General features: G+C 70.4%; 20 protein-coding genes, 1 tRNA gene and 1 pseudogene. 6 read left to right on the top strand and 16 right to left on the bottom strand.

Annotated elements, in window-relative coordinates:
- Positions 1–152: 152 nt before the first annotated feature.
- Complete coding sequence (locus tag AB0A95_RS32715; protein WP_357559606.1) at positions 153–494, bottom strand: hypothetical protein; 342 nt, start codon at positions 492–494, stop codon at positions 153–155.
- 213 nt (positions 495–707) lie between these two features.
- On the opposite strand from AB0A95_RS32715, the gene AB0A95_RS32710 reads away from it, so the two are divergent.
- Both AB0A95_RS32710 and AB0A95_RS32705 read left to right on the top strand, forming a co-directional pair.
- A complete protein-coding gene (locus tag AB0A95_RS32710) occupies positions 708–1,754 on the top strand; it encodes a LacI family DNA-binding transcriptional regulator (protein WP_357559605.1) in 1,047 nt (348 codons plus the stop codon).
- Between the two features lie 293 nt (positions 1,755–2,047).
- Positions 2,048–2,419, top strand: coding sequence for a VOC family protein (locus tag AB0A95_RS32705; protein WP_357559604.1), 372 nt, complete (start codon positions 2,048–2,050; stop codon positions 2,417–2,419).
- Between the two features lie 11 nt (positions 2,420–2,430).
- On the opposite strand, the gene AB0A95_RS32700 is transcribed toward AB0A95_RS32705, so the two are convergent.
- The 6 genes and pseudogenes from AB0A95_RS32700 to AB0A95_RS32675 all read right to left on the bottom strand — a co-directional run.
- Positions 2,431–2,868 carry a hypothetical protein gene (locus AB0A95_RS32700; RefSeq protein WP_139582803.1) on the bottom strand — a complete coding sequence of 146 codons (438 nt, stop codon included), beginning with the start codon at positions 2,866–2,868 and terminating at the stop codon, positions 2,431–2,433.
- Positions 2,869–2,948: 80 nt separating this feature from the next.
- Positions 2,949–3,323, bottom strand: coding sequence for a GntR family transcriptional regulator (locus tag AB0A95_RS32695; RefSeq protein WP_357559603.1), 375 nt, complete (start codon positions 3,321–3,323; stop codon positions 2,949–2,951).
- Positions 3,324–3,334: 11 nt separating this feature from the next.
- Positions 3,335–4,261: a YhjD/YihY/BrkB family envelope integrity protein gene (locus AB0A95_RS32690; RefSeq protein ID WP_357559602.1), complete on the bottom strand. Its 927-nt coding sequence runs from the start codon at positions 4,259–4,261 to the stop codon at positions 3,335–3,337.
- A 79-nt stretch (positions 4,262–4,340) separates the two neighbouring features.
- Complete coding sequence (locus AB0A95_RS32685; protein ID WP_357559600.1) at positions 4,341–4,910, bottom strand: 2'-5' RNA ligase family protein; 570 nt, start codon at positions 4,908–4,910, stop codon at positions 4,341–4,343.
- Positions 4,911–4,935: 25 nt separating this feature from the next.
- Positions 4,936–5,961, bottom strand: a complete 1,026-nt coding sequence (gene trpS / locus AB0A95_RS32680) for a tryptophan--tRNA ligase (RefSeq protein ID WP_357521204.1) — start codon at positions 5,959–5,961, stop codon at positions 4,936–4,938.
- A 181-nt stretch (positions 5,962–6,142) separates the two neighbouring features.
- Positions 6,143–7,117, bottom strand: a pseudogene (locus AB0A95_RS32675) (hemolysin family protein); the annotation flags it as partial.
- 194 nt (positions 7,118–7,311) lie between these two features.
- On the opposite strand from AB0A95_RS32675, the gene galE reads away from it, so the two are divergent.
- On the top strand, positions 7,312–8,298 hold the full coding sequence (galE, locus tag AB0A95_RS32670; RefSeq protein WP_357559597.1) for a UDP-glucose 4-epimerase GalE: 987 nt from the start codon (positions 7,312–7,314) through the stop codon (positions 8,296–8,298).
- Positions 8,295–9,464, top strand: a complete 1,170-nt coding sequence (gene galK / locus AB0A95_RS32665; protein ID WP_357559596.1) for a galactokinase — start codon at positions 8,295–8,297, stop codon at positions 9,462–9,464. The genes galE and galK overlap by 4 nt, the downstream gene beginning before the upstream one ends.
- A gap of 197 nt (positions 9,465–9,661) precedes the next feature.
- Here the strand turns inward: galK and AB0A95_RS32660 are convergent, their stop codons facing one another.
- From AB0A95_RS32660 to AB0A95_RS32625, 8 genes are all read right to left on the bottom strand, one after another.
- Complete coding sequence (locus AB0A95_RS32660; protein ID WP_357559595.1) at positions 9,662–10,957, bottom strand: GTP-binding protein; 1,296 nt, start codon at positions 10,955–10,957, stop codon at positions 9,662–9,664.
- Complete coding sequence (cysD, locus tag AB0A95_RS32655; protein WP_357559594.1) at positions 10,957–11,868, bottom strand: sulfate adenylyltransferase subunit CysD; 912 nt, start codon at positions 11,866–11,868, stop codon at positions 10,957–10,959. The genes AB0A95_RS32660 and cysD overlap by 1 nt, the downstream gene beginning before the upstream one ends.
- 75 nt (positions 11,869–11,943) lie before the next feature.
- Positions 11,944–12,774 (bottom strand): inositol monophosphatase family protein, encoded by an 831-nt coding sequence (locus tag AB0A95_RS32650; RefSeq protein WP_357075640.1) that lies wholly within the window; start codon positions 12,772–12,774, stop codon positions 11,944–11,946.
- Positions 12,775–12,908: 134 nt separating this feature from the next.
- Positions 12,909–13,502 carry an aminoacyl-tRNA hydrolase gene (gene pth / locus AB0A95_RS32645; RefSeq protein ID WP_357559593.1) on the bottom strand — a complete coding sequence of 198 codons (594 nt, stop codon included), beginning with the start codon at positions 13,500–13,502 and terminating at the stop codon, positions 12,909–12,911.
- A gap of 89 nt (positions 13,503–13,591) precedes the next feature.
- Positions 13,592–14,281 carry a 50S ribosomal protein L25/general stress protein Ctc gene (locus tag AB0A95_RS32640; protein ID WP_357559591.1) on the bottom strand — a complete coding sequence of 230 codons (690 nt, stop codon included), beginning with the start codon at positions 14,279–14,281 and terminating at the stop codon, positions 13,592–13,594.
- Between the two features lie 331 nt (positions 14,282–14,612).
- The gene (locus AB0A95_RS32635) at positions 14,613–15,593 is read right to left on the bottom strand and encodes a ribose-phosphate diphosphokinase (protein WP_357075649.1); all 981 of its coding nucleotides are present in this window, start codon (positions 15,591–15,593) and stop codon (positions 14,613–14,615) included.
- Positions 15,594–15,651: 58 nt separating this feature from the next.
- Positions 15,652–17,187 carry a bifunctional UDP-N-acetylglucosamine diphosphorylase/glucosamine-1-phosphate N-acetyltransferase GlmU gene (gene glmU, locus AB0A95_RS32630; RefSeq protein ID WP_357559590.1) on the bottom strand — a complete coding sequence of 512 codons (1,536 nt, stop codon included), beginning with the start codon at positions 17,185–17,187 and terminating at the stop codon, positions 15,652–15,654.
- Between the two features lie 109 nt (positions 17,188–17,296).
- A tRNA-Gln gene (locus AB0A95_RS32625) sits at positions 17,297–17,368 on the bottom strand.
- A gap of 408 nt (positions 17,369–17,776) precedes the next feature.
- On the opposite strand from AB0A95_RS32625, the gene AB0A95_RS32620 reads away from it, so the two are divergent.
- Both AB0A95_RS32620 and AB0A95_RS32615 read left to right on the top strand, forming a co-directional pair.
- Positions 17,777–18,742: an acyl-CoA desaturase gene (locus AB0A95_RS32620; RefSeq protein ID WP_357559589.1), complete on the top strand. Its 966-nt coding sequence runs from the start codon at positions 17,777–17,779 to the stop codon at positions 18,740–18,742.
- Between the two features lie 223 nt (positions 18,743–18,965).
- Positions 18,966–19,661 (top strand): TetR/AcrR family transcriptional regulator, encoded by a 696-nt coding sequence (locus AB0A95_RS32615; protein WP_357559587.1) that lies wholly within the window; start codon positions 18,966–18,968, stop codon positions 19,659–19,661.
- Positions 19,662–19,668: 7 nt separating this feature from the next.
- Here AB0A95_RS32615 and AB0A95_RS32610 read toward each other — a convergent pair whose 3' ends face one another.
- Positions 19,669–20,145 (bottom strand): DUF4383 domain-containing protein, encoded by a 477-nt coding sequence (locus AB0A95_RS32610; protein ID WP_357559586.1) that lies wholly within the window; start codon positions 20,143–20,145, stop codon positions 19,669–19,671.
- Between the last annotated feature and the right edge of the window lie 265 nt (positions 20,146–20,410).

Here is a 20,410-nt window from a genome sequence, read left to right as displayed (position 1 = left end):
GCCCACCCACCGGCCGACAATCGTGCACGACTGTTGAGCGCCTGTTACCCGGGTGTAACCCTTGCGTGGGGCAGGTCACTCCTGGCGCTGGTAGGCGCGTGTCCCGGCGTCCACAACGTCCGCTTTCGGAGGCGGCTGCCCCCCCTCGGACGTTACCGCCAAAAGACCGCGACCGCCGCGTTGACCAGGGTCAGACCGACTATCGCGAGGAAATGGCCACGGTTTACCACGTCCCGCTTCCGGGAGAAGAAGACCATGACGAAGATCAGCAGCGCGATGACCAACTTCGTCACAAGTTTCGCGAGTGCCGGCTCGTCGCCGTCGCGCAGCGGGGCGGAGAGGCCCAGCCCGGTGAGCAACTGGATCACCGCGCCCCAGAGCATGGCCGGGTTGATCCGGAGCCGGCCACTGATGTATTGGGCGATCGAGCCGCCGAGCAGCAGGGCGAAGCCGATCAGATGGACATAGAGGAGAATGAGTCGCAGCGCTTCCACGTCGCACATCCTCCCCCATCAACGACGCTTTGTAGTAGGGGGTCGGGCCGCTCGGCGCGTCGATGCCGCGCCGCGCGGCCATCAGACCCGAGCGCGGGTCGGTGTCAGCACACCGGAGAGCCGGGCACAGCCGGTCGCCAGCAAGATTTTGCGGGCGATGGAACGGCTTGCGGAACGCTCCGCAAGAACTTGCCGGTGGGCTAGGGTGCCGCCATGCGCGCTCGCCTGTCCGACATCGCCCAGCAGGCCGAGGTCAGCGAGGCCACTGTGTCGCGGGTGCTCAACGACCGCCCCGGCGTGGCCCCGGAGACCCGGCAGGCCGTCCTCACCGCACTGGACGTGCTCGGCTACGAACGCCCGGCCCGACTGCGCAAGCGCAGCGCCGGGCTGGTCGGCCTGGTGGTGCCGGAACTGGACAACCCGATCTTCCCCGCCTTCGCCCAGGTCATCGAGTCGGCCCTGGCGCAGAGCGGGTTCACCCCGGTGCTCTGCACCCAGACCGCCGGTGGCGTGACCGAGGAGGAGTACACCGAGATGCTGCTGGACCGGCAGGTTTCCGGCATCGTCTTCGTCTCCGGGCTGCACGCCGACGCCGCCGCCAACCACGACCGCTACCGAGCGCTGCTCGCCCGGCCGTTGCCGGTCGTGCTGGTCAACGGGTACGTGCCCGACATCGGCGCCCCCTTCGTCTCCTGCGACGACCGGGAGGCCGCCGAGTTGGCCGTCGCCCATCTGGTCGCGCTCGGGCACCGACGGATCGGGCTGGTCACCGGCCCGGATCGGTTTGTCCCGGTGCGGCGCAAGGTGGCCGGCTGGCGCTCCGCGATGACCCGACTCGCCGGTGTCGCGGAGGCCGACCTCGGCCCACTGTCCGAGCTGTCGCTGTTCGGTGTGGAGGGTGGTGAGGCGGCGGCCGGCCGCCTGCTCGACCGCGGTGTCACGGGCCTGGTCTGCGGCTCCGACCTGATGGCGCTCGGCGCGATCCGCGCGGCCCGCCAGCGCGGCCTCCGGGTGCCCGGCGACGTCTCCGTGGTCGGCTACGACGACTCGCCGCTGATGGCCTTCACCGACCCACCGTTGACCACAGTGCGGCAGCCGGTCGCCGCGATGGCGGTGGCCGCCGTCCGCGCCCTGGTCGACGAGATCAACGGGTACGGCGCTCCGCACTCGGAATACCTGTTCCGTCCGGAGCTGGTGGTGCGCGGCTCGACAGCTGTCGTGCCGAGTGCCGCAGGACTTCCTTACGCAAGAACTGCTTGACTCTTGCAGCTCCGGGGCGGCATATTGCTCTGATGATCAGCACCGCCACTCCGCCCCAGGCCGACGTCTGGTTACCACGGCGCTGAACGGGTAAGACCTTCTCGACCTGGTCGTTCGTCGTGCCCCGCGCCGGCGGGCGACTGGGCTACCGGCCCCTTGTGGTGGGGGGTGAGGTGCCACCGGCGCCGCGCGGAGTCCGCTCCGCGTGGCGCCGGTGTCCGGGTGACGCGGGTGGTGTGACCCGCGACCGACGCGGGTACCGCATCGGGCACCGTCGCTACGGAGGTGACCCGATGGGGGTACTGATCGCGCAGTGCACGCTCGACGTCGAGGACCTGGACGTGATGGTCGCGTTCTGGTCAGCGGCGCTCGGCTACGAGGTCGAGCAGGGCGACGACGGCAGCGCCAAGCTCTGGCCGCCGGGGCAGTCGCCGGCCACCGCCCCCACCGTCTGGTTGCAGGGCTCGGGCACCGCCAAACGGGGCAAGAACCGACTGCACCTCGACCTGGTCGCGGACACGGACCCCGAGACCGAGGTACGACGGCTGCTGGGCCTCGGTGCGCGGCACGTCGACGTCGGGCAGACCGGGACCGAACGGTTCACGGTGCTCGCCGACCCGGAGGGCAACGAGTTCTGCGTGCTGGATGGTCCGCCGACCCGCTGACGACCCCGGGGTCACTTCGCGGTGAGCAGCGCCGCGATCCGGGTGAAGCCTTCGCGTACCTCGGCCTCGTCCGGCGGCTCGGCGGGCTCACCGTGGCCCGCCTCGTCGGCGGCGGCGTCCAACTCCTCGTCGATCACGTCCTCGAAGTCGCCGTACAGGTCGGCGCCCTCGACCTGGCGGGCCTCGTCCTCGGCGGCGACCTGCGCGGCGGCGATCTCACTGCGGATCTCGTCGGCCGACAGCGCCGGCAGCAACGGCTCCACCACCGCCATCAGTTGCTCCTCGGCCACCACCGCCTCGGCCAGCGCCAACGCGTGTGGCCGCTCGTACGGCCCGCAGACCACCGGCTCCCACTCGTCGAGGTCACCGAGCGGACCAAAGGTGATGATCCACGGCAGACCGAGGAGCGGCGAGTCGGCCGGCAGGTCAAGTGTCATGAGTGCGCCCACCGGCTCATCATGGTCCGCGAACGCGAGCACCGACGGCTTTCGGCTCAGTTTTCGCCCGTCCGGCGGGTGATCGACGACCCTCAGCCGGGGCGGACCGCGTCCAGGGCGGCGCGGACCAGGGCGAGTGCGGTGGCCGGCGGTACGCCGAGCCGCGTCGCCTCGGCCGCGTAGCCGGCCGCCGCCCGCTGTAGCCGGTCGACGGCGTCGTCCCGCCCGGGGGCGACGAACGTGCCGTTGCGCCCGCGGGTCTCCAGCAGCCCGGCTGCCTCCAACTCCCGGTACGCCCGGGCCACAGTGTTCGCGGCCAACGTCAGGTCGGCGGCGAGCTGCCGGACGGTGGGCAGCCGGCTGCCCACCGGCAGCCGGCCGTCGCCGATCAGCTCGGCGAGTTGCCCACGAACCTGCTCGTACGGGGGCACCGACGAGTCCGGGTCGACCGAGATCAGCACCTGCACACCTTCCGTCCTCAGCCCGCACCGCCCGGCGTACCGGGATCGGTGTCCTCGTCGACCATCTTCGGTGCGGCGGGGGTCTCCGCCAGGTCCACCACCCGACCGTTGCTGCTTGTCGCGAGCAGGGCGGCGCCGAACAGCACCAGTTGGTTGAGCAGGTAGAGGTAGAGCAGCAGACCGACGGCGCCGGCCACCACCGTGTACGCCGGATTGCGCTCGGTGCGCACCACGTAGTACCGCCCCACAGTGTTCAACAGGGTGATGCCGATCGCGACCAGCAGCACCACCGGGCGCAGCCGGGACCGGCTCATTCGCAGCCGGGGCACCGCGAGGAGCAACGCGGTGGCGAGCACCGCGTTGACGAGCACGCTGAGCACCGCGCTGATCGTGGTGAGACCGACCGACCCGGTGCTGCGCAGCAGGAAACGCAGCAGCGACTCCAACGCGTCCACCGCCGCGACCGAGACGCCGAGCAGCACGAAGATGCCGATCATCACGCCCAGGTCGACCAACCGCCGGATCACCAGGTTGCCGGGCTGCTGGTTGAGCGCGTACATCAGCCGCTGCGAGGACCGGATGGCCTCCACCCAGCCGATCCCGGTGAAGACCAGGATGACCAGGCCGACCACCCCGACAGTGCCGCTGGAGTTGGCGATCTGCTCGGCGTCCAGGAAGGGCAGGTTCTCCTTGAGGAAGCCGGCCGCCGCCGCGCTGACGTCGTCGTTGTCCTCGAGGATCGCACCGAAGATGGAGAACGCGACAAGGGCGAGGGCGAACACCGCGAAGAAGCCGTAGTAGGCGATCGCGGCGGCCAGCCGGCCGGCCAGCACCTCGGCGTACAGGGCGCCAGCGCGCCAGACGTGGTCGAAGAGCCCCGACCGGTGGCGCGCGGCGCTCACCCAGCGGTCGATGGCCGCCTCGATCCCGCCGATCACGTTCACGCGATCATCCTCGCCGATCTCCCACCGCCGTAGTGGCAACCGGCTCCCGATGCTCACCTGCCGGCGCGTCGCCGACGGGTCAGTCGCCGAGGCGGAAGTCCCGACGCGGCTGCCACCGGGCCTCCCCGCTGTGCGAGAAGAGGGTGAACGCGTCGACCTCGAACATCGCGGAGAAGTCGGCCAGATCCTCGTACACCTTGTCCAGGGCCTCCGGAGCCACGTCCTGCGCCACGGTGACGTGCGGATGGTACGGGAAGCGGGCCTTGCGGTGTAGGTCCGGCGTGGCGGTGATGGCGGCGGCCAGCAACTCACACTCGCTGATGCCGGCGGCCACCGCGACGAACACCACCTGGGTGACCGGCCGGAACGTGCCGGTGCCCCGCAGGTGCAGCGCGAACGGCAGATGCGCGGCGGCGACGGCGGCCAGGTGCCGCTCGACGGCGGGCAGACTGGCCGTCGGGATCTCGGTGGGCCCGAGCAACGTCACGTGCGCGGGCACGGCGAGCGGGTCACCGGCCTCGATCCGCCGTCGGGTGAGCTGGGCACCCCAGGGCTCGGGAATGTCCACCGCGATGCCGACCTGGATGGTGTCGCCGTTCGGCGGCACCCCGCCACTGCGATCCACGCTTCGCGCCGCCCCTCCGACCACCGACCCGTCCACCTGTCCCGCGGCGCTACTCGCCGCGCACGGGCGGGAAGAACCCGACCCGCTCGTACGTGGAACGCAGGGTCGCCGCGGCCACCGCGCGGGCCTTCTCCGCGCCGGAGGCGAGCAGCTTGTCCAACTGCGCCGGGTCGTCGAGGTACGCGCGGGTGCGCTCCTGGACCGGACGGACGAAGTCCGCCACCACCTCGGCCAACTCCTTCTTCAGGTCGCCGTAGCCACGGCCCGCGAACGCGGCCACCAACTCGTCGATGCCGCGACCGCTGAGCGCCGAGTGGATGGTCAGCAGATTCGACACACCCGGCTTCGTCTCGGCATCGAAGACGATCTCCCGACCGGTGTCCGTCACCGCCGACCGGATCTTCTTCGCGGATCGGGCCGGATCTTCCAACAGGTCGATGATGCCGGCCGGCGAGGACGACGACTTGGACATCTTCGCCGTCGGGTCCTGAAGGTCGGTGATCTTCGCGGTGTCCTTGACGATGTGCGGCGCGGGCACCGTGAACGTCGGGCCGAACAGCGAGTTGAACCGCTGGGCCAGATCCCGGGAGAGCTCCAGGTGCTGGCGCTGGTCCTCACCGACGGGCACCGCGTTGGCCTGGTAGAGCAGGATGTCGGCGGCCTGGAGGACCGGGTAGGTGAACAGCCCGACGCTGGCCCGCTCGTTGCCCTGCTTCTGCGACTTGTCCTTGAACTGGGTCATCCGGCTGGCCTCGCCGAAGCCGGTGATGCAGCCGAGCACCCAGGCCAGCTGCGGGTGCTCGGGCACCTGCGACTGCACGAACAGGGTGCTGCGCTCCGGGTCGAGCCCGACCGCGAAGAGCTGGGCGGCGGCCACCCGCGTCCGCTGCCGCAGCAGTGCCGGGTCGTGCCCAGCGGTGATGGCGTGCAGGTCGACAACGCAGTAGAACGCGTCGTGGGTCTCCTGTAGCGCCACCCAGTGCCGCACCGCGCCCAGATAGTTGCCGAGGTGGAAAGAGTCGGCCGTCGGCTGGATGCCGGAGAAGACGCGGGGACGGGCGGGAACGTCGGACATGGCGATAATTCTGTCAGCAAGCGGGCGGGTCCGTCATGACGGGCCGGCGGGTCGGTTGCGGCCCGCCGTCGTCGGGGTCTTGACCTCGGGTGGTGCGCCCGGGCCGACCCGGCGCGTCGGCCCGGCCCGCCGTCTGCCGCTGCGACCCGCCGTCGTGCTCGCGGCGCTGCTCATATTCCTGCTCGCGGCGCTGCTCCGGCACCCGCAGGGCGGAGACCGCGAGCCGGGCCACCCGACGGCCGTCCAGGTCGAGGACCCGCAGCAGCCAGCCGCCCGCCGGCTCAGCCGGATCCGGCCCGACACCGTCGGCCGGTTCGGCGGGCACCGGCACCTCGTCGCCGGTCACCGGAAGCCGACCCAGCGCCGCCATCACGAACCCACCGACCGTCTCGTACGGCCCGGCGGGCAGTGCCACCCCGGTCCGCTCGGCGAAGTCGGCGAGGTTGAGGCGACCGTCCACCACGGCCGGCAGGCCTGCGTGCACCGGGTCCGGAGTGGCGTCGTACTCGTCGCGGATCTCGCCGATCAGCTCCTCGATGAGGTCCTCCAGCGTGACGATGCCGGCGGTGCCGCCGTACTCGTCGACCACCACCGCCAGGTGCTGGCCCTCCCGGCGCATCTCGGTGAGCGCGGGTAGCACCCGTTTGCTCCCGGGCAGTCGCTTCACCTCCCGGGCCAGCTCGCCGACTGTGACACACGGATCGGTGTCCGGGCGCAGCAGCACGTCCCGGAGGTGGACGAAGCCGACCACGTCGTCGTGGGTGCCGTCGGTGACCGGGTAGCGGGTGTGCGTCTCGGCGCGCACCAGCCGGGCGGCCTCGGTGATGGTGAGCCGCGCCGGGAGGAAGACGACCTCGGTGCGCGGCATCATCACCTCGCGGATCAGGCTGGCGCCGGCCACCAGGACCTCGTCGATGATCCGCCGTTCGTCCGGGTCGAGCACCGTGTTCGCCGCGACGAGGTCCCGCAACTCGGCCTCGGTGATGTGCTCCCGGCCGGCCGCCGGCCCGGCTCCGAGCAGGTCGGTGACGAGTCGGGAGGCGCCGTCGGCGGTGCGGACCAGCATCCGGGCGACGGCCCGGGCGAGCGGCCCGGGGTCGCGACGGGGTCGCACCCGCACGCGTCGCCGGAGCCCGGTACGGGCCACTTCCCGCATGACAGAGATGGTAGACACCGTTGGCTCACCGCACCCGAGGATCGCGCGGAGGAGGCGTGCATGTTCGGCTCTGTTTAATCATGAAAGATTATGATGGAATGAGGATGGCGGTGCCGTCGGCCAGAGTGCCGGCCGCCACCTTAGGGTGATCAGCGAAGGCCACGTCCCGGGCGGGCCAGGCAGGAGGCAACGACGTGAAACTGCTCGTCACCGGGGGCGCCGGCTTCATCGGCAGCGTGGTGACCCGGATGCTCCTCGACGCGGGTCACCAGGTGGTCGTCCTGGACGACCTGCGCACCGGGCACCGCGAGGCGCTCGCCCCGGACGCGACCCACGTCGAGGCGTCCATCCACGACGCCGCCCGCGTCCTCACCCGCGACGCCGGGTTCGACGGGGTGCTGCACTTCGCCGCCCTGATCGCCGCCGGCGAGTCGATGGTCAAACCCGAGCTGTACTGGCAGAACAACACAGTCGGCACCCTTGCCCTGATCGACGCGGTCCGGGTCGCCGGTGTGCCGCGAATGGTCTTCTCCTCCACCGCCGCCGTCTACGGCAACCCCACCGAGCTGCCGATTCCGGAGACCGCCGTCAAGGCGCCCACCAACACGTACGGCGCCACCAAGCTCGCCGTCGACATGGCGCTCACCTCCGAGACGATCGCGCACGGGCTGGCCGCCGTGTCGCTGCGCTACTTCAACGTCGCCGGTGCCCACCTCGACGGCGACATCGCGCTCGGCGAACGGCACGACCCGGAGACGCACCTGATCCCGATCGCGCTGGAGGTCGCCGCCGGCCGGCGGGAGAAGCTCCAGCTCTTCGGCGACGACTACCCCACAGTGGACGGCACCTGCGTCCGGGACTACATCCACGTGGCCGACCTGGCCCGCGCGCACCTGCTGGCGCTGGACGCGGCCACCGGCGGCCAACACCGGATCTACAACCTGGGCAACGGCAACGGCTTCACCAACCGCCAGGTCGCCGACGTGGTCCGCGAGGTCACCGGGCACCACCTGCCCGTCGAGGTGGCCCCGCGCCGCGAGGGCGACCCGGCCGAGCTGGTCGCCTCCTCCGCGCTGGCCCGCGACGAACTGGGCTGGGTGCCGCAGAAGCCGACGCTGCACGACATGGTCGGCGATGCCTGGGCCTTCTACCGCGCACACATCCTGGAGCAGCAGCCGTGACCGACCCCACGCGTGCCGTGGCCGACCGGGCCACCGCCGGCTTCACCACGCGGTACGGCGGCCAGGCAGCCGGCCGCTGGGCGGCTCCCGGCCGGGTCAATCTGATCGGCGAGCACACCGACTACAACGAGGGGTTCGTGCTGCCCTTCGCGCTGCCGTTGCAGACCGTCGTCGCCGCCGACCGGCAGGACGCGGAGCAGTGGACGGTCTGGTCCGAGCTGTCCGACGAGACGGTCACCTTCGGGGCGGACGACGTCGCCGAGGCGGGTCGGGTGACCGGCTGGGGCGCGTACGTCGCCGGGGTGGTCTGGGCACTGCGCGAGGCCGGTCATCCGGTTCCGGGCGCGCGGATGGCGATCGCCTCCGACGTGCCGCTGGGCGCCGGGCTCTCCTCCTCGGCCGCGCTGGAGTCGGCAGTGCTGGCCGCCCTGCTCGACCTCGGTGGGCTGGAGCTGCCCGCGGAGTCGCAGCCCCGGCTGGCGCAGCGGGCCGAGAACGTCTACGTCGGCGCTCCGACCGGGATCATGGACCAGTCGGCCTCGATCCGCTGCCAGGCCGGGCACGCCCTCTTTTTGGACTGCCGCGACGAGTCGGTCGAGCAGATCCCCTTCGACCTGGACGCCGCCGGCCTGGCGGTGCTCGTCATCGACAGCCGGGCGCCGCACCGGCACGCCGACGGTGAGTACGCTGCCCGCCGCCGTTCCTGCGAGGCCGGAGCCGCCGCGCTCGGCGTCGCCGCGCTGCGGGACGTGAGCGTCGACCACCTCGACACCGCGCTGGCCCAACTCGACGACGAGGAGACCCGGCGACGGGTCCGCCATGTCGTCACCGAGGACCAACGCGTCCTGGACACGGTGGCGCTGCTGCGCGCGGCCCGGGTCCGCGACATCGGCCCCCTGCTCACCGCGTCACACGTCTCCATGCGCGACGACTTCGAGATCACCGTGCCGGAGATCGACACGGCGGTCGAGGCGGCGTTGGCGGCCGGCGCGCTCGGTGCCCGGATGACCGGTGGCGGCTTCGGCGGCTGCGTCCTGGCCCTGATCGACGCCGACCGCGCCGACGAGGTGGCCGCAGCCGTGACCGCCGCGTACGCCGAACGAGGCTTCACCGCCCCCGGCACCCTGACGGTCCTCCCCTCCCCCGGCGCCACCCGCCTGCCCTAGGGCTGACCCGTGGGTCGATGATCGTGCTCGAACAGCGCCACCCGCCTGCCGTAACCGTGGGTCGATGATCGTGCTCGAAAATGGAAGTAGTGGCCTCACCCAGTGGGTGAGGCCACTACTTCATGGATCGAGCGCGATCTTGCCGCGGCTGGCAGCCGGCGACCGCTCGCGGCCAGCAGCGGCGAGTCGGGCTCCGGTCAGCTTGCTTCGACGATCATGGCGGCGCCGACTGTGCGGTTGGTGGTCTCGTCGATGATGACGAAACCTCCGGTGGTGCGGTTGCGGCGGTACTCGTCGGCCAACAGCGGCACCGTCGTCCGCAGCCGCACCCGGCCGATCTCGTTGAGCCGCAGTTCGTCGGCCGACTCGTCGCGGTGCAGCGAGTTGATGTCCAACCGGTAGTGCAGCCCGCGCACTATCGCCCGCGCCGAACGGGTGGTGTGTTTGATCGCGTACCGACCGCCGACCCGCAGCGGGGCCGTCTCGTCCATCCAGCAGACCATTGCCTCGATGTCCTGCGCCACCGCCGGTGCGTTGTTCGGCCGGCAGATCAGGTCACCCCGGGAGATGTCGATCTCGTCGGTCAGTCGTACCGTCACCGACATCGGGGGAAACGCCTCCGGCACCGGCCCGTCGGCGGTCTCCACGGCGGAGATCCGGCTGGTGAAGCCGGACGGCAGCACCATCACCTCGTCACCGGGCTTGAGCACGCCGGAGGCGACCTGACCGGCGTAGCCGCGGTAGTCGGTGACGGTCGTCGACTGGGGACGGATCACGTACTGCACCGGGAACCGGACGTCGACCAGGTTGCGGTCACTCGCGATGTGCACCCGCTCCAGGTGGTGCAGCAGCGACGGACCCTCGTACCACTGCATGTTGTCCGAGCGGGCGACGATGTTGTCACCGCGCAACGCCGAGATCGGCACCACCGTCAGGTCCGGTGCGTCGAGCTTCGCGGCGAACGCGGTGAACTCGTCGGCGATCCGTTCGAAGACCTCCTGCGACCAGTCCACCAGGTCCATCTTGTTGACACAGAGGACCAGGTGCGGCACCCGCAGCAGGGAGCACAGGAACGCGTGCCGGCGGGACTGCTCGACCAGGCCCTTGCGGGCGTCCACCAGGATCAGCGCCAGGTCGGCGGTGGAGGCACCGGTGACCATGTTGCGGGTGTACTGGGTGTGCCCCGGGGTGTCGGCGATGATGAACTTGCGCCGGGGAGTGGCGAAGTACCGGTACGCCACGTCGATGGTGATGCCCTGCTCCCGCTCGGCCCGCAGACCGTCGGTGAGCAACGCCAGGTTGGTGTATTCGTCACCGCGGGCCGCGCTGACCGCCTCGACGGCCGCCAACTGGTCGGTGAAGAGCGACTTGGTGTCGTAGAGCAGCCGACCGATGAGTGTCGACTTGCCGTCGTCCACGCTGCCCGCGGTGGCGAACCGGAGCAGGTCCATCGCCCGCGACTCGGCGGCCGGGGCCATGATCTCGGTGCTCATCAGAAGTAGCCCTCCCGCTTGCGGTCCTCCATGGCGGCCTCGCTGACCCGGTCGTCACCACGGGTCGCGCCACGCTCGGTGATCCGGGTGGCGGCCACCTCCTCGATGACCTTCTCCACGGTGTCCGCGTCGGAACGGACCGCGGCGGTGCAGGAGGCGTCGCCCACCGTGCGGTAGCGCACCTGCGCCTTGAACCGCTCCTCACCCGCGCGGGGGCGGAAGAACTCGTTGACCGCGTAGACCATGCCGTCGCGCTCGATCACCTCGCGCTCGTGCGCGTAGTAGATCGAGGGCAGCGGGATGCGTTCCCGGGCGATGTAGTGCCAGACATCCAGCTCGGTCCAGTTGGACAGCGGGAAGACGCGGATCGACTCACCCGGGTGGTGCCGGCCGTTGTACAGCGACCACAGCTCCGGCCGCTGGTTCTTCGGATCCCACTGGCCGAACTCGTCGCGGAAGCTGAACACCCGCTCCTTGGCGCGAGCCTTCTCCTCGTCGCGGCGGGCCCCGCCGAACAGCGCGTCGAAGCGGTGTTTCTCCACCGCGTCCAGCAGCACCGGCGTCTGGATGCGGTTGCGCATCCCGTCGCCGGACTCCCGGACCATGCCGCGGGCCAGGGCCTCCGGCACGCTCGCCACCACGAGTTGCAACCCCAGCTCGGCGACCCGCTGGTCGCGGTATTCCAGGACCTCGGGGAAGTTGTGCCCGGTGTCGACGTGCATGACCGGGAAGGGAATGCTGGCCGGAGCGAACGCCTTCTGCGCCAGCCGCAGCATGACTATCGAATCCTTGCCACCGGAGAAGAGCAGCACCGGGCGTTCCATTTCGGCGACCACCTCGCGCATCACGAAGATGCTCTCCGCCTCCAGGGCGTCCAGGTGGGAGACCCGGTAGGCGGCGGGGGTGGTCATGACACCGGCTCGATTCGCTCGATCATCCGATTTCCAGACCTTTCCGGTCGGACATGTCAAGAAAGTGCGCTCAGGCTACCCGGAATGTCTCTGCAACGCTGCAAGCAACCGAGTGGCGAGATCCTTGCGACAGACCAGCAGGTCTGGCAGACGCGGATCCGCCTCGTTGTATTTCAGCGCAGAACCATCGATCCGGGAAGCGTGTAGTCCGGTGGCCGTCGCCACAGCCACCGGTGCCGCCGAGTCCCACTCGTATTGACCACCGGCGTGAATGTACGCGTCCACCTCGCCGGTGACCACGGCGGCGATCTTCGCACCGGCCGAGCCCATCGGCACCAGGTGCGCCCCGACGTCCTCGGCCAGGTCGGTCAGGAAGACCGGCGGCCGGCTCCGGCTGGCCGCCAGGCGGATCTTCCGCTCGCCGGCGGTCGCGGCCTCCACGGTCATCGGCGGGTACGCCGGCGGGTAGTCGGTGCCCAGCACCCGGTGCTGCGCCGGCAGCCCCACCGCCCCGGCGACCAGCCCGTGCGGGCTCGGCGCGTTACGCGCCCAGAGCGCCACGTGCACCGCCCAGTCCGAGCGGCCCTCCTCGGAGAACTCGCGGGTGCCGTCCAACGGGTCGATGATCCACACTCGGTCCGAGGTCAACCGCGACACCGCCCCGGTGTTCACCTCGGCGGCCCAGGCCAACCGCGACCCCTCGTCCTCCTCGGAGAGCACCGCGTCACCCGGCCGCCACTTCGCCAACTCCGTGCGGATCAGGTCGTGCGACACCTTGTCCCCGGCCGACTTCAGCGCGCCGGTGTCCGCGAAGCCCATCTCGGCGCGCAGGTCGAGCAATGCCTGGCCGGCCCGGGACGCCAACCATCTGGCGAACGCGCCGTCGATCATCGGAGGACTGGTCATCTGCCCGCTCCCGTCGCCTCGCCGCGACCCGTGCCCGCACGGACCGATTCGCCGCGACCCGCGTCGTGGTCGCGGCACGCCGAAAGGCGCAGACTACCGGCCAACCGTTTCCGATCCGGTACGCCCCGCCCGACTCAGCCCCCGTGGTAGAGGTTCTGCGTCGGCTCCACACCCTTGACGATCACCGACTCCACCACGTCGGCAGCCCGGTCGACCAGGAAATCCAGCTCCTTGCGCTCTGCCGTGCCGAAATCCGACAGCACGTAATCCGCCGGGTCCTGCCGTCCCGGCGGTCGGCCGACGCCGAACCGGACCCGGGCGTAGTCCTTCGTACCCAACGACTTCGACATCGACCGCAGGCCGTTGTGCCCGCCCTCGCCGCCGCCGAACTTGACCCGGACCTGACCGAACCCGATGTCCAACTCGTCGTGCACCGCGATCACCTGCGCCGCCGGCACCTTGTAGAACTGCGCCAACGCCGCCACCGGCCCGCCGGAGAGGTTCATGTACGTCAGTGGCTTCGCCAGCACCAGCTTCGGACCACCGAACCCCAGCCGCGCCTCGCCCACCTCGGCCATCGCGCGCTTGTGCCGGCCGAACCGCGCACCCAACCGCCCGGCCAGCAGGTCGGCCACCATGAACCCGACGTTGTGCCGGTTACCGGCGTACTCCCGACCCGGGTTGCCCAGGCCGACCACCAGCCACGGCCCCGCCACCTCGTCCGTCACGACCCCGTCCCTCTCGCCGTCCAACCCACCAGATACGCCGACAGGCGCCCCCGAACGTCCGGGAGCGCCTGTCGCAAAGCTGCAACCGATCAGGCCTCGGTGCGCGCCTCGGTGGTCGCTTCGCCCTCGGCGGTGTCCGCACCCTCGGAGCCCTCGGTGGTCTCGCCGACCTCGGCCTCGGCCTCGTCGGTGGCCACCTCGACCTCGGGCAGCGTCGCCTCGAGCTGCTCGGCGGTGGGGGCGGCGGTCACCGACGCGACGGTCAGGTCCGAGTCGGCGGCCAGCTCGACGCCGGACGGCAGGTCGACGTCGCCGGCGGTCACCTGGCTGCCCGCCTCCAGGCCCTCGATCGACGCCTCGAGGTGGTCCGGAACCTTCGTGGCGTCGGCGGTCACCGAGAGGGTGTCGTGGTCGTGCACGATCAGGGTGTCGCGGGCGGCCTCGCCGGTCAGCTGCACCGGAACCTCGACGGTGACCTTCTCGCCCCGGCGAACCAGGAGCAGGTCGACGTGCTCGAAGGTGTCCCGGATCGGGTCACGCTGGATCGCCTTCGGCAGCGCCAGCACCTGGGTGCCGTCGGTGATGTCGATCGCGAAGAGCTGGTTGGCACCGCCCTTGCGGATCGCCGCGGCGAACTCCCGCGACGGCAGCGCGATGTGCTTGGGCTTCTCGCCGTGACCGTAAAGCACTGCGGGAACCTTGCCGGCCCGGCGGGTACGGCGGGCACCACCCTTGCCGAACTCGGTGCGGGGCTCGGCGCTGATCTTTACCTCGGACACGGGGAAACTCCTGATACTTTCGCTGCGGCGGCTTGTCGTCTGGCGGTGCTGGGGCGAGGGGCTCGCTGGGGCTCATGCGTCATGAACGACTGCCCGGAGCACCGCGTCGATGACGGTGCCTCCGTGCGGCGCTTCATCAGCGGCCCGCCGGGCACCCTCGCCGTGGCAACCGCACCAGTCTACCCGAGCTGTTTCCCGGGTTTCCGGCAGTCCCCGTTCACGGCTCCAGACCGGCGCGTCGGTGGTCTCCCACCAGCGCGCCGGCCTCGTTTCCGTCAGTCTGCCAGCCCCGCTCCGCCAGCGTGGCGGGTGGCGGAAACCGGGCTGCGGCTCAGCTCAGACCACCGAAGAGGGTGGTCACCGAGCCATCGTCGAAGACCTCCCGGATCGCCCGCGCCAGCAACGGCGCGATCGACAACACCGTCAGTTTGTCCAACTGCTTCTCCGGCGGAAGCGGCAGCGTGTTGGTCACCACGACCTCGCTGATCGAGCTGTTCTTCAGGCGCTCGGTGGCCGGGTCGGACAGCAGCGCGTGGGTGGACGCGACAACGATCTCCGCCGCCCCCGACTCCTTGAGGATGTCCGCGGCCTTGGCGATCGTGCCACCGGTGTCGATCATGTCGTCGACGATCAGGCAGACCCGGCCCTCGACCTCGCCGACCACCCGGTTCGCCACGACCTGGTTCGGCTTCATGGGGTCACGGGTCTTGTGGATGAACGCGAGCGGGCAACCGCCCAGCCGGTCGGTCCACCGCTCGGCCACCCGCACCCGGCCCGAGTCCGGTGCCACCACGGTCATCGGCCGGCCGGCGTACTTGTGCTCCACGTACTCGGCCAGGATGTCCATCGCGAAGAGGTGGTCCACCGGGCCGTCGAAGAAGCCCTGGATCTGCGCGGTGTGCAGGTCGACGGTGAGGATGCGGTTGGCGCCGGCGGTCTTCAACAGGTCCGCCACCAGGCGGGCCGAGATCGGCTCCCGACCACGGTGCTTCTTGTCCTGCCGCGCGTACGGGTAGAACGGCAGCACCACGGTGATCCGCTTGGCCGACCCCCGCTTCAGCGCGTCCACCATGATCAGGGTCTCCATGACCCAGGTGTTCACCCCGTGCGTGACGGACTGCACCACGAAGGCGTCCGAACCACGCACCGAGTCCTTGAAACGTACGAAGATCTCACCGTTGGCGAACTCGTACGCGTCGGCCGGGGTCGGCGCGACGCCGAGCACCTCACCGATCTCCTTGGCCAACTCCGGAAAGCCACGTCCGGAAAAGAGCATCAGGCTTTTGCGGTTTTCGGCGACGATGCTGCCCATGGGCCCGTCTGCTCCCGTTATGTCGGCGGTACCCGACCCGGTGGTGGTGGGTCAGGGACTATTCGGTTGCAGTATCTCCCGTGCCGGACGCGCCGCCCACCGTCTCGGTCACCCCGTGGATTGCCTCACTGTCGCTTGCGGCACCGGCCACCTCCGACGCACCCTCGGCACCGCGTACCGCACGCTCGGCAGCCGCAGCGGAGATCGTTCCGGCCCGCTTGCGCGCCACCCAGCCCTCGATGTTGCGCTGCGGCGCACGGGTCACCCCGAGCGCGCCCGGCGGCACGTCCTGACCGATCGCGCTGCCCGCCGCGACGTACGCCCCGGCACCCACCTCGACCGGCGCGATCAGGCTCGTGTCGCACCCGACGAACGCGCCCTCCCCCACGACCGTGCGGTGCTTGTGCACGCCGTCGTAGTTGACGAAGATCGTCGCCGCGCCGATGTTGGCCTTCGCGCCGATCGTCGCGTCACCCACGTAGCTGAGGTGCGGCACCTTCGCACCCGGGCCGATCTCGGAGTTCTTCACCTCGACGAACGTGCCGACCTTGGCCTTCTCGGCCAGCTGGGCGTCGGGCCGCAGGTACGCGTACGGACCGACGCTGGCACTCGCACCGACCTCCGCGCCGACGGCGTGACTGCGGATCACCGACGCGCCGGGGCCGACGATCGTGTCGATGAGCGTGACGTCCGGCCCGACCAGCGCTCCCGCGCCGATGACAGTGCCGCCGCGCAACTGGGTGTTCTGGTCGATCACCGCGTCGCGGTCCAGTGCCACAGTCACGTCGATCCAGGTGGTCACCGGGTCCAGCAGGCTGACCCCGGTGCGCATCCACGCCTCGTTGACCCGGTCGCGCAACAGCCGGCGCAGCGTCGCCAGCTCCACCCGGTCGTTGCAGCCCAACGTCTCGGAGTGGTCGACGGCGACATGCACCGCCACCGGCTCGCCGGCCGAGCGGAGCAGACCGAAGACGTCGGTGAGGTATTCCTCGCCCTGGTCGTTGTCGGTGGAGAGCTTGCCCAGCGCCGCACGCAGCCGCACCGCGTCGAACGCGTAGATGCCGGCGTTGATCTCCCGGATCGCGCGCTGCGTCGTGTCGGCGTCGCGTTCCTCGACGATCTGCTTCAGCCGGCCGTCGGCGTCGCGGACGATCCGCCCGAGCCCGGTGGGGTCGGGCACCTCGGCGGCCAGCACTGTGGCCGCCGCGGCCGCCTCCTCGTGCGCGGTCACCAGCGCGCCGACCGTCTCCGGGCGCAGCAGCGGCACGTCCCCGTTGATCACCACAACCGTGCCGGCGCCCTCCGGGACGGCGTCCAGCGCGATCCGTACGGCGTGCCCGGTCCCGAGTTGTTCGGCCTGGAGCACCGGTGTGGCGTCCGGAGCGACAGCGGACAGGTGCGCCCGGACCTGGTCGGCGCCGTGCCCCACCACGACCACTGTCCGGTCCGCGGCCAGCGGCGCGGCGGCGCTCAGCACGTGGCCGAGCAGCGTCCGACCGAGCAGGGGGTGCAGCACCTTGGGCAGTGTCGACTTCATCCGCTTGCCCTCACCGGCGGCGAGCACGACGACGGTACGAAGGTGGGGCTGGGGCACGACGTGGCTCCCGTCGGGACGGCGGACACTCTCGCGGCCATGCTAACCGCGAGGCCCGGCACCTTCCCGTCTTACCCCCACCGAACCTAAAACGGACGTAGGTGGGCAGCTCGGCCGCCAGGGTTCGAACCTGAAATACGGGTACCAAAGACCCGGGTGTTGCCAATTACACCACGGCCGATCAGCGACGCGAGCACGTCGCGCGGGGGACGGATATCCCGCCGCTACACCTTAGCGCCCCGACCGCCGGACGCCACCGCTCCTCCCCGCCAGCAGAGCTTTGCTCGCCCCGCACGACGCCACCAAGAGGCCCCCGCGTCCCCGCACCGGACTCCAGACACGTGCTGCCGTGCCTGCACCCCGGTGATCATGGAGTTAACGCCCAACACGCCGACGACACGCGCGCATAACTCCATGATCACCGGGTGGGGTGGTGGGCGGGTGGGTGGTGGGTTTACGGCATCTCACCTGGGGATTTGGGTGGCCGTGCGAGGGCTTTTCGAAACTTCTCCGTGCGATCTACGGTGCCGTAAGTTACGGTGACGTAGGCGTAGCTTTGTGACCGTCCCCCGTCCCCCTGCGAGGTCAAATGTCCACCGCCCTGCTCGATCCCAACCCGCCCGTCAGCGGCCCCAAACCACTCACCGACGGCAGTCAGGCCAACGGCATCCTGGCCGCCCTCTGGGCCTTCGTGGTGATCCCCTTCGTCGCCCTGCTGGTAGCCGTACCGGTCGCCTGGGGCGGCTGGCTGGGCTGGAGCGACGTGATCATCGGCCTGGTCTGGTACGTCGTCTCCGGGCTCGGCATCACCGTCGGCTTCCACCGCTACTTCACGCACGGCTCGTTCAAGGCCAAGCGCTGGCTGCGGGTGACGCTGGCGGTGGCGGGGTCGTTGGCGGTGCAGGGCGAGATCATCCAGTGGGTCGCCGACCACCGACGCCACCACGCGTTCTCCGATCTGGAGGGTGACCCGCACTCCCCGTGGCGCTTCGGCACCAGCTTCTGGGCACTGACCCGGGGCCTGTTCCACGCGCACGTGGGCTGGCTGTTCCGCCGGGAGCTGTCCAACCGCGAACGTTTCGCACCGGACCTCATCGCCGACCGGGACATCAGCCGGGTCGACAGGCTCTTTCCGGCGCTTGTGGCGATCTCGCTGCTCGGCCCGGCAGTTATCGGCGGTCTGGTGACCTGGTCCTGGCAGGGCGCCCTCACCGCGTTCTTCTGGGCCGGGCTGGTCCGGATCGGCCTGCTGCACCACGTCACCTGGGCGATCAACTCGGTGTGCCACGTCTACGGCGAGCGTCCGTTCGCGATGCGCCAGGGCGACCGCGCGTCGAACTTCTGGCCGCTGGCGATCCTGTCGTTCGGCGAGAGCTGGCACAACCTGCACCATGCCGACCCCACCAGCGCCCGGCACGGCGTGCTGCGCGGCCAGGTGGACATCTCCGCCCGGGTGATCTGGTTGTTCGAGAAGACCGGCGCGGCGACGCAGGTGCGCTGGCCAAAACCAGAGCGTCTCGCCGCGAAGCTGGTGAAGCCTGTCGCACCCCGGTAAAACCGGGCGGTGCGCCAGGATGGCGCCTGGCAGGATGGCCGGATGACCGAGCGACGCGGGGGGACCGGACGGCTCGGCAGACGGGGGCCAGGCCCGATCCGGGGCCGGTCGGACTGCGCGGCAGGGCGGTCCGACCGCCGGCCAGTGAGGCGACGACGTGAACGGGCACAGCGGAGGCACCATTCCACGGCAGGGCGTCACCGAGCGCCAGCTAGGCGGCGACATGCCTGAGGTCACCGATGGTGACAGTGTCGGTGGCCGACGGGTGACACCGTCGGTCCCGGCTCCCAAGACCAAACCCACCTCCCGGGTCCGCATGTCGGCGGCCCAGCGCCGCGAGCAGTTGATCGCGACCGGCCGCCAACTCTTCGCCGAGCGTGGCTTCGACGCCACCTCCATCGAGGAGGTGGCGGCACGCGCGAAGGTCTCCAAGCCTGTGGTATACGAGCATTTCGGTGGCAAGGAAGGGCTCTACGCGGTGGTGGTGGACCGGGAGGTCCGGGCCCTGCTCGACCGGATCACCACGGCGTTGACCGCCGGGCATCCACGGGAGCTGCTGGAGCAGGCGGCGCTGGCCCTGCTGACCTACATCGAGGAGGAGACCAGCGGCTTCCGGGTGCTGGTCCGCGAGTCGCCGCTGATGTCCGGCACGGCCAACTTCAGCAGCGTGATGAACGACGTCGCGCACCAGGTCGAGCACATCCTGGGCGCCGAGTTCAAGAGCCGGGGGTACGACCCGAAGCTCGCCGAGCTCTACTCGCAGGCGCTGGTGGGCATGGTGGCGTTGACCGGCCGCTGGTGGCTGGAGGTGCGCAAGCCGCGCAAGGAGACGGTGGCGGCGCACCTCGTCAACCTGGCCTGGAACGGGTTGTCGCACCTGGAGGCGAAGCCGACGTTGATCACGGCCCGGCGCCACTGACCACCCGTCAGCGGCGGTGCACGTCGGCCACCGGGTGTTTGCGGTTCTCCAGTTCCGCCTCGGCGTGCTCCGGTGGACCGACCTTGTCGTAGAGGCCGGTGCCGAGCAGGATCAGGCCGAACAGCATCGACACGATCACCGTCGACATCGAGAAGTTGAGGAAGTTCGCGCCGGTTTGCAGCACCGACATCATCAGGATGCTGGTCACCAGGAACACCACGCCGGCCGTGAGGTTCATGTAGTGGCCGAGGTTGGTGCGCCGAGACGCCCCGATGATCAGGACGACTCCAAAGACCACCGAGGCGAGCGAGAAGGCCAGGTTGGTCCGCAGCCCGAGGGCCCAGGTGCTGTTGCGGGCGAAGAGCGGGTCACCGATCGTCTCGGCGACGCCCCAGACGCCGAACACCAGGATGTAGACGCCGATCAGGCCGGCAAGGACCCGGTAGAGCGGCCGCGCCGGATGGTTGACCGGAAAGTGCGGCATACCAGACCCCATCCACCTGAGTTAGACCACTTCAGGAGGATTGTCGCCCAAGAAAGAGCCAACTGTCCGGAAAACCCCGAAGCCGAAGGGGTCCGCCGGATGGCTGGACCAGGTCAGGTTTTCGCCGGAGCCCGAGCTGCGCAGGGATCAAGCCTGACCGCCCGGAGCAGCCTGTCCACTTGTCGGGGGGCTGCCGCAATGGCACGGACACTCTCTGTCCGGACCCCTTTACTGTACGCCCGGATCCACGGAATTCCGCACCCTG

The organism is Micromonospora sp. NPDC049230 (genome assembly GCF_040647875.1).
GTDB lineage: Bacteria > Actinomycetota > Actinomycetes > Mycobacteriales > Micromonosporaceae > Micromonospora.
Note: the sequence above shows the minus strand (reverse complement) of the source record. Positions and strands in the feature narration are given on the sequence as shown.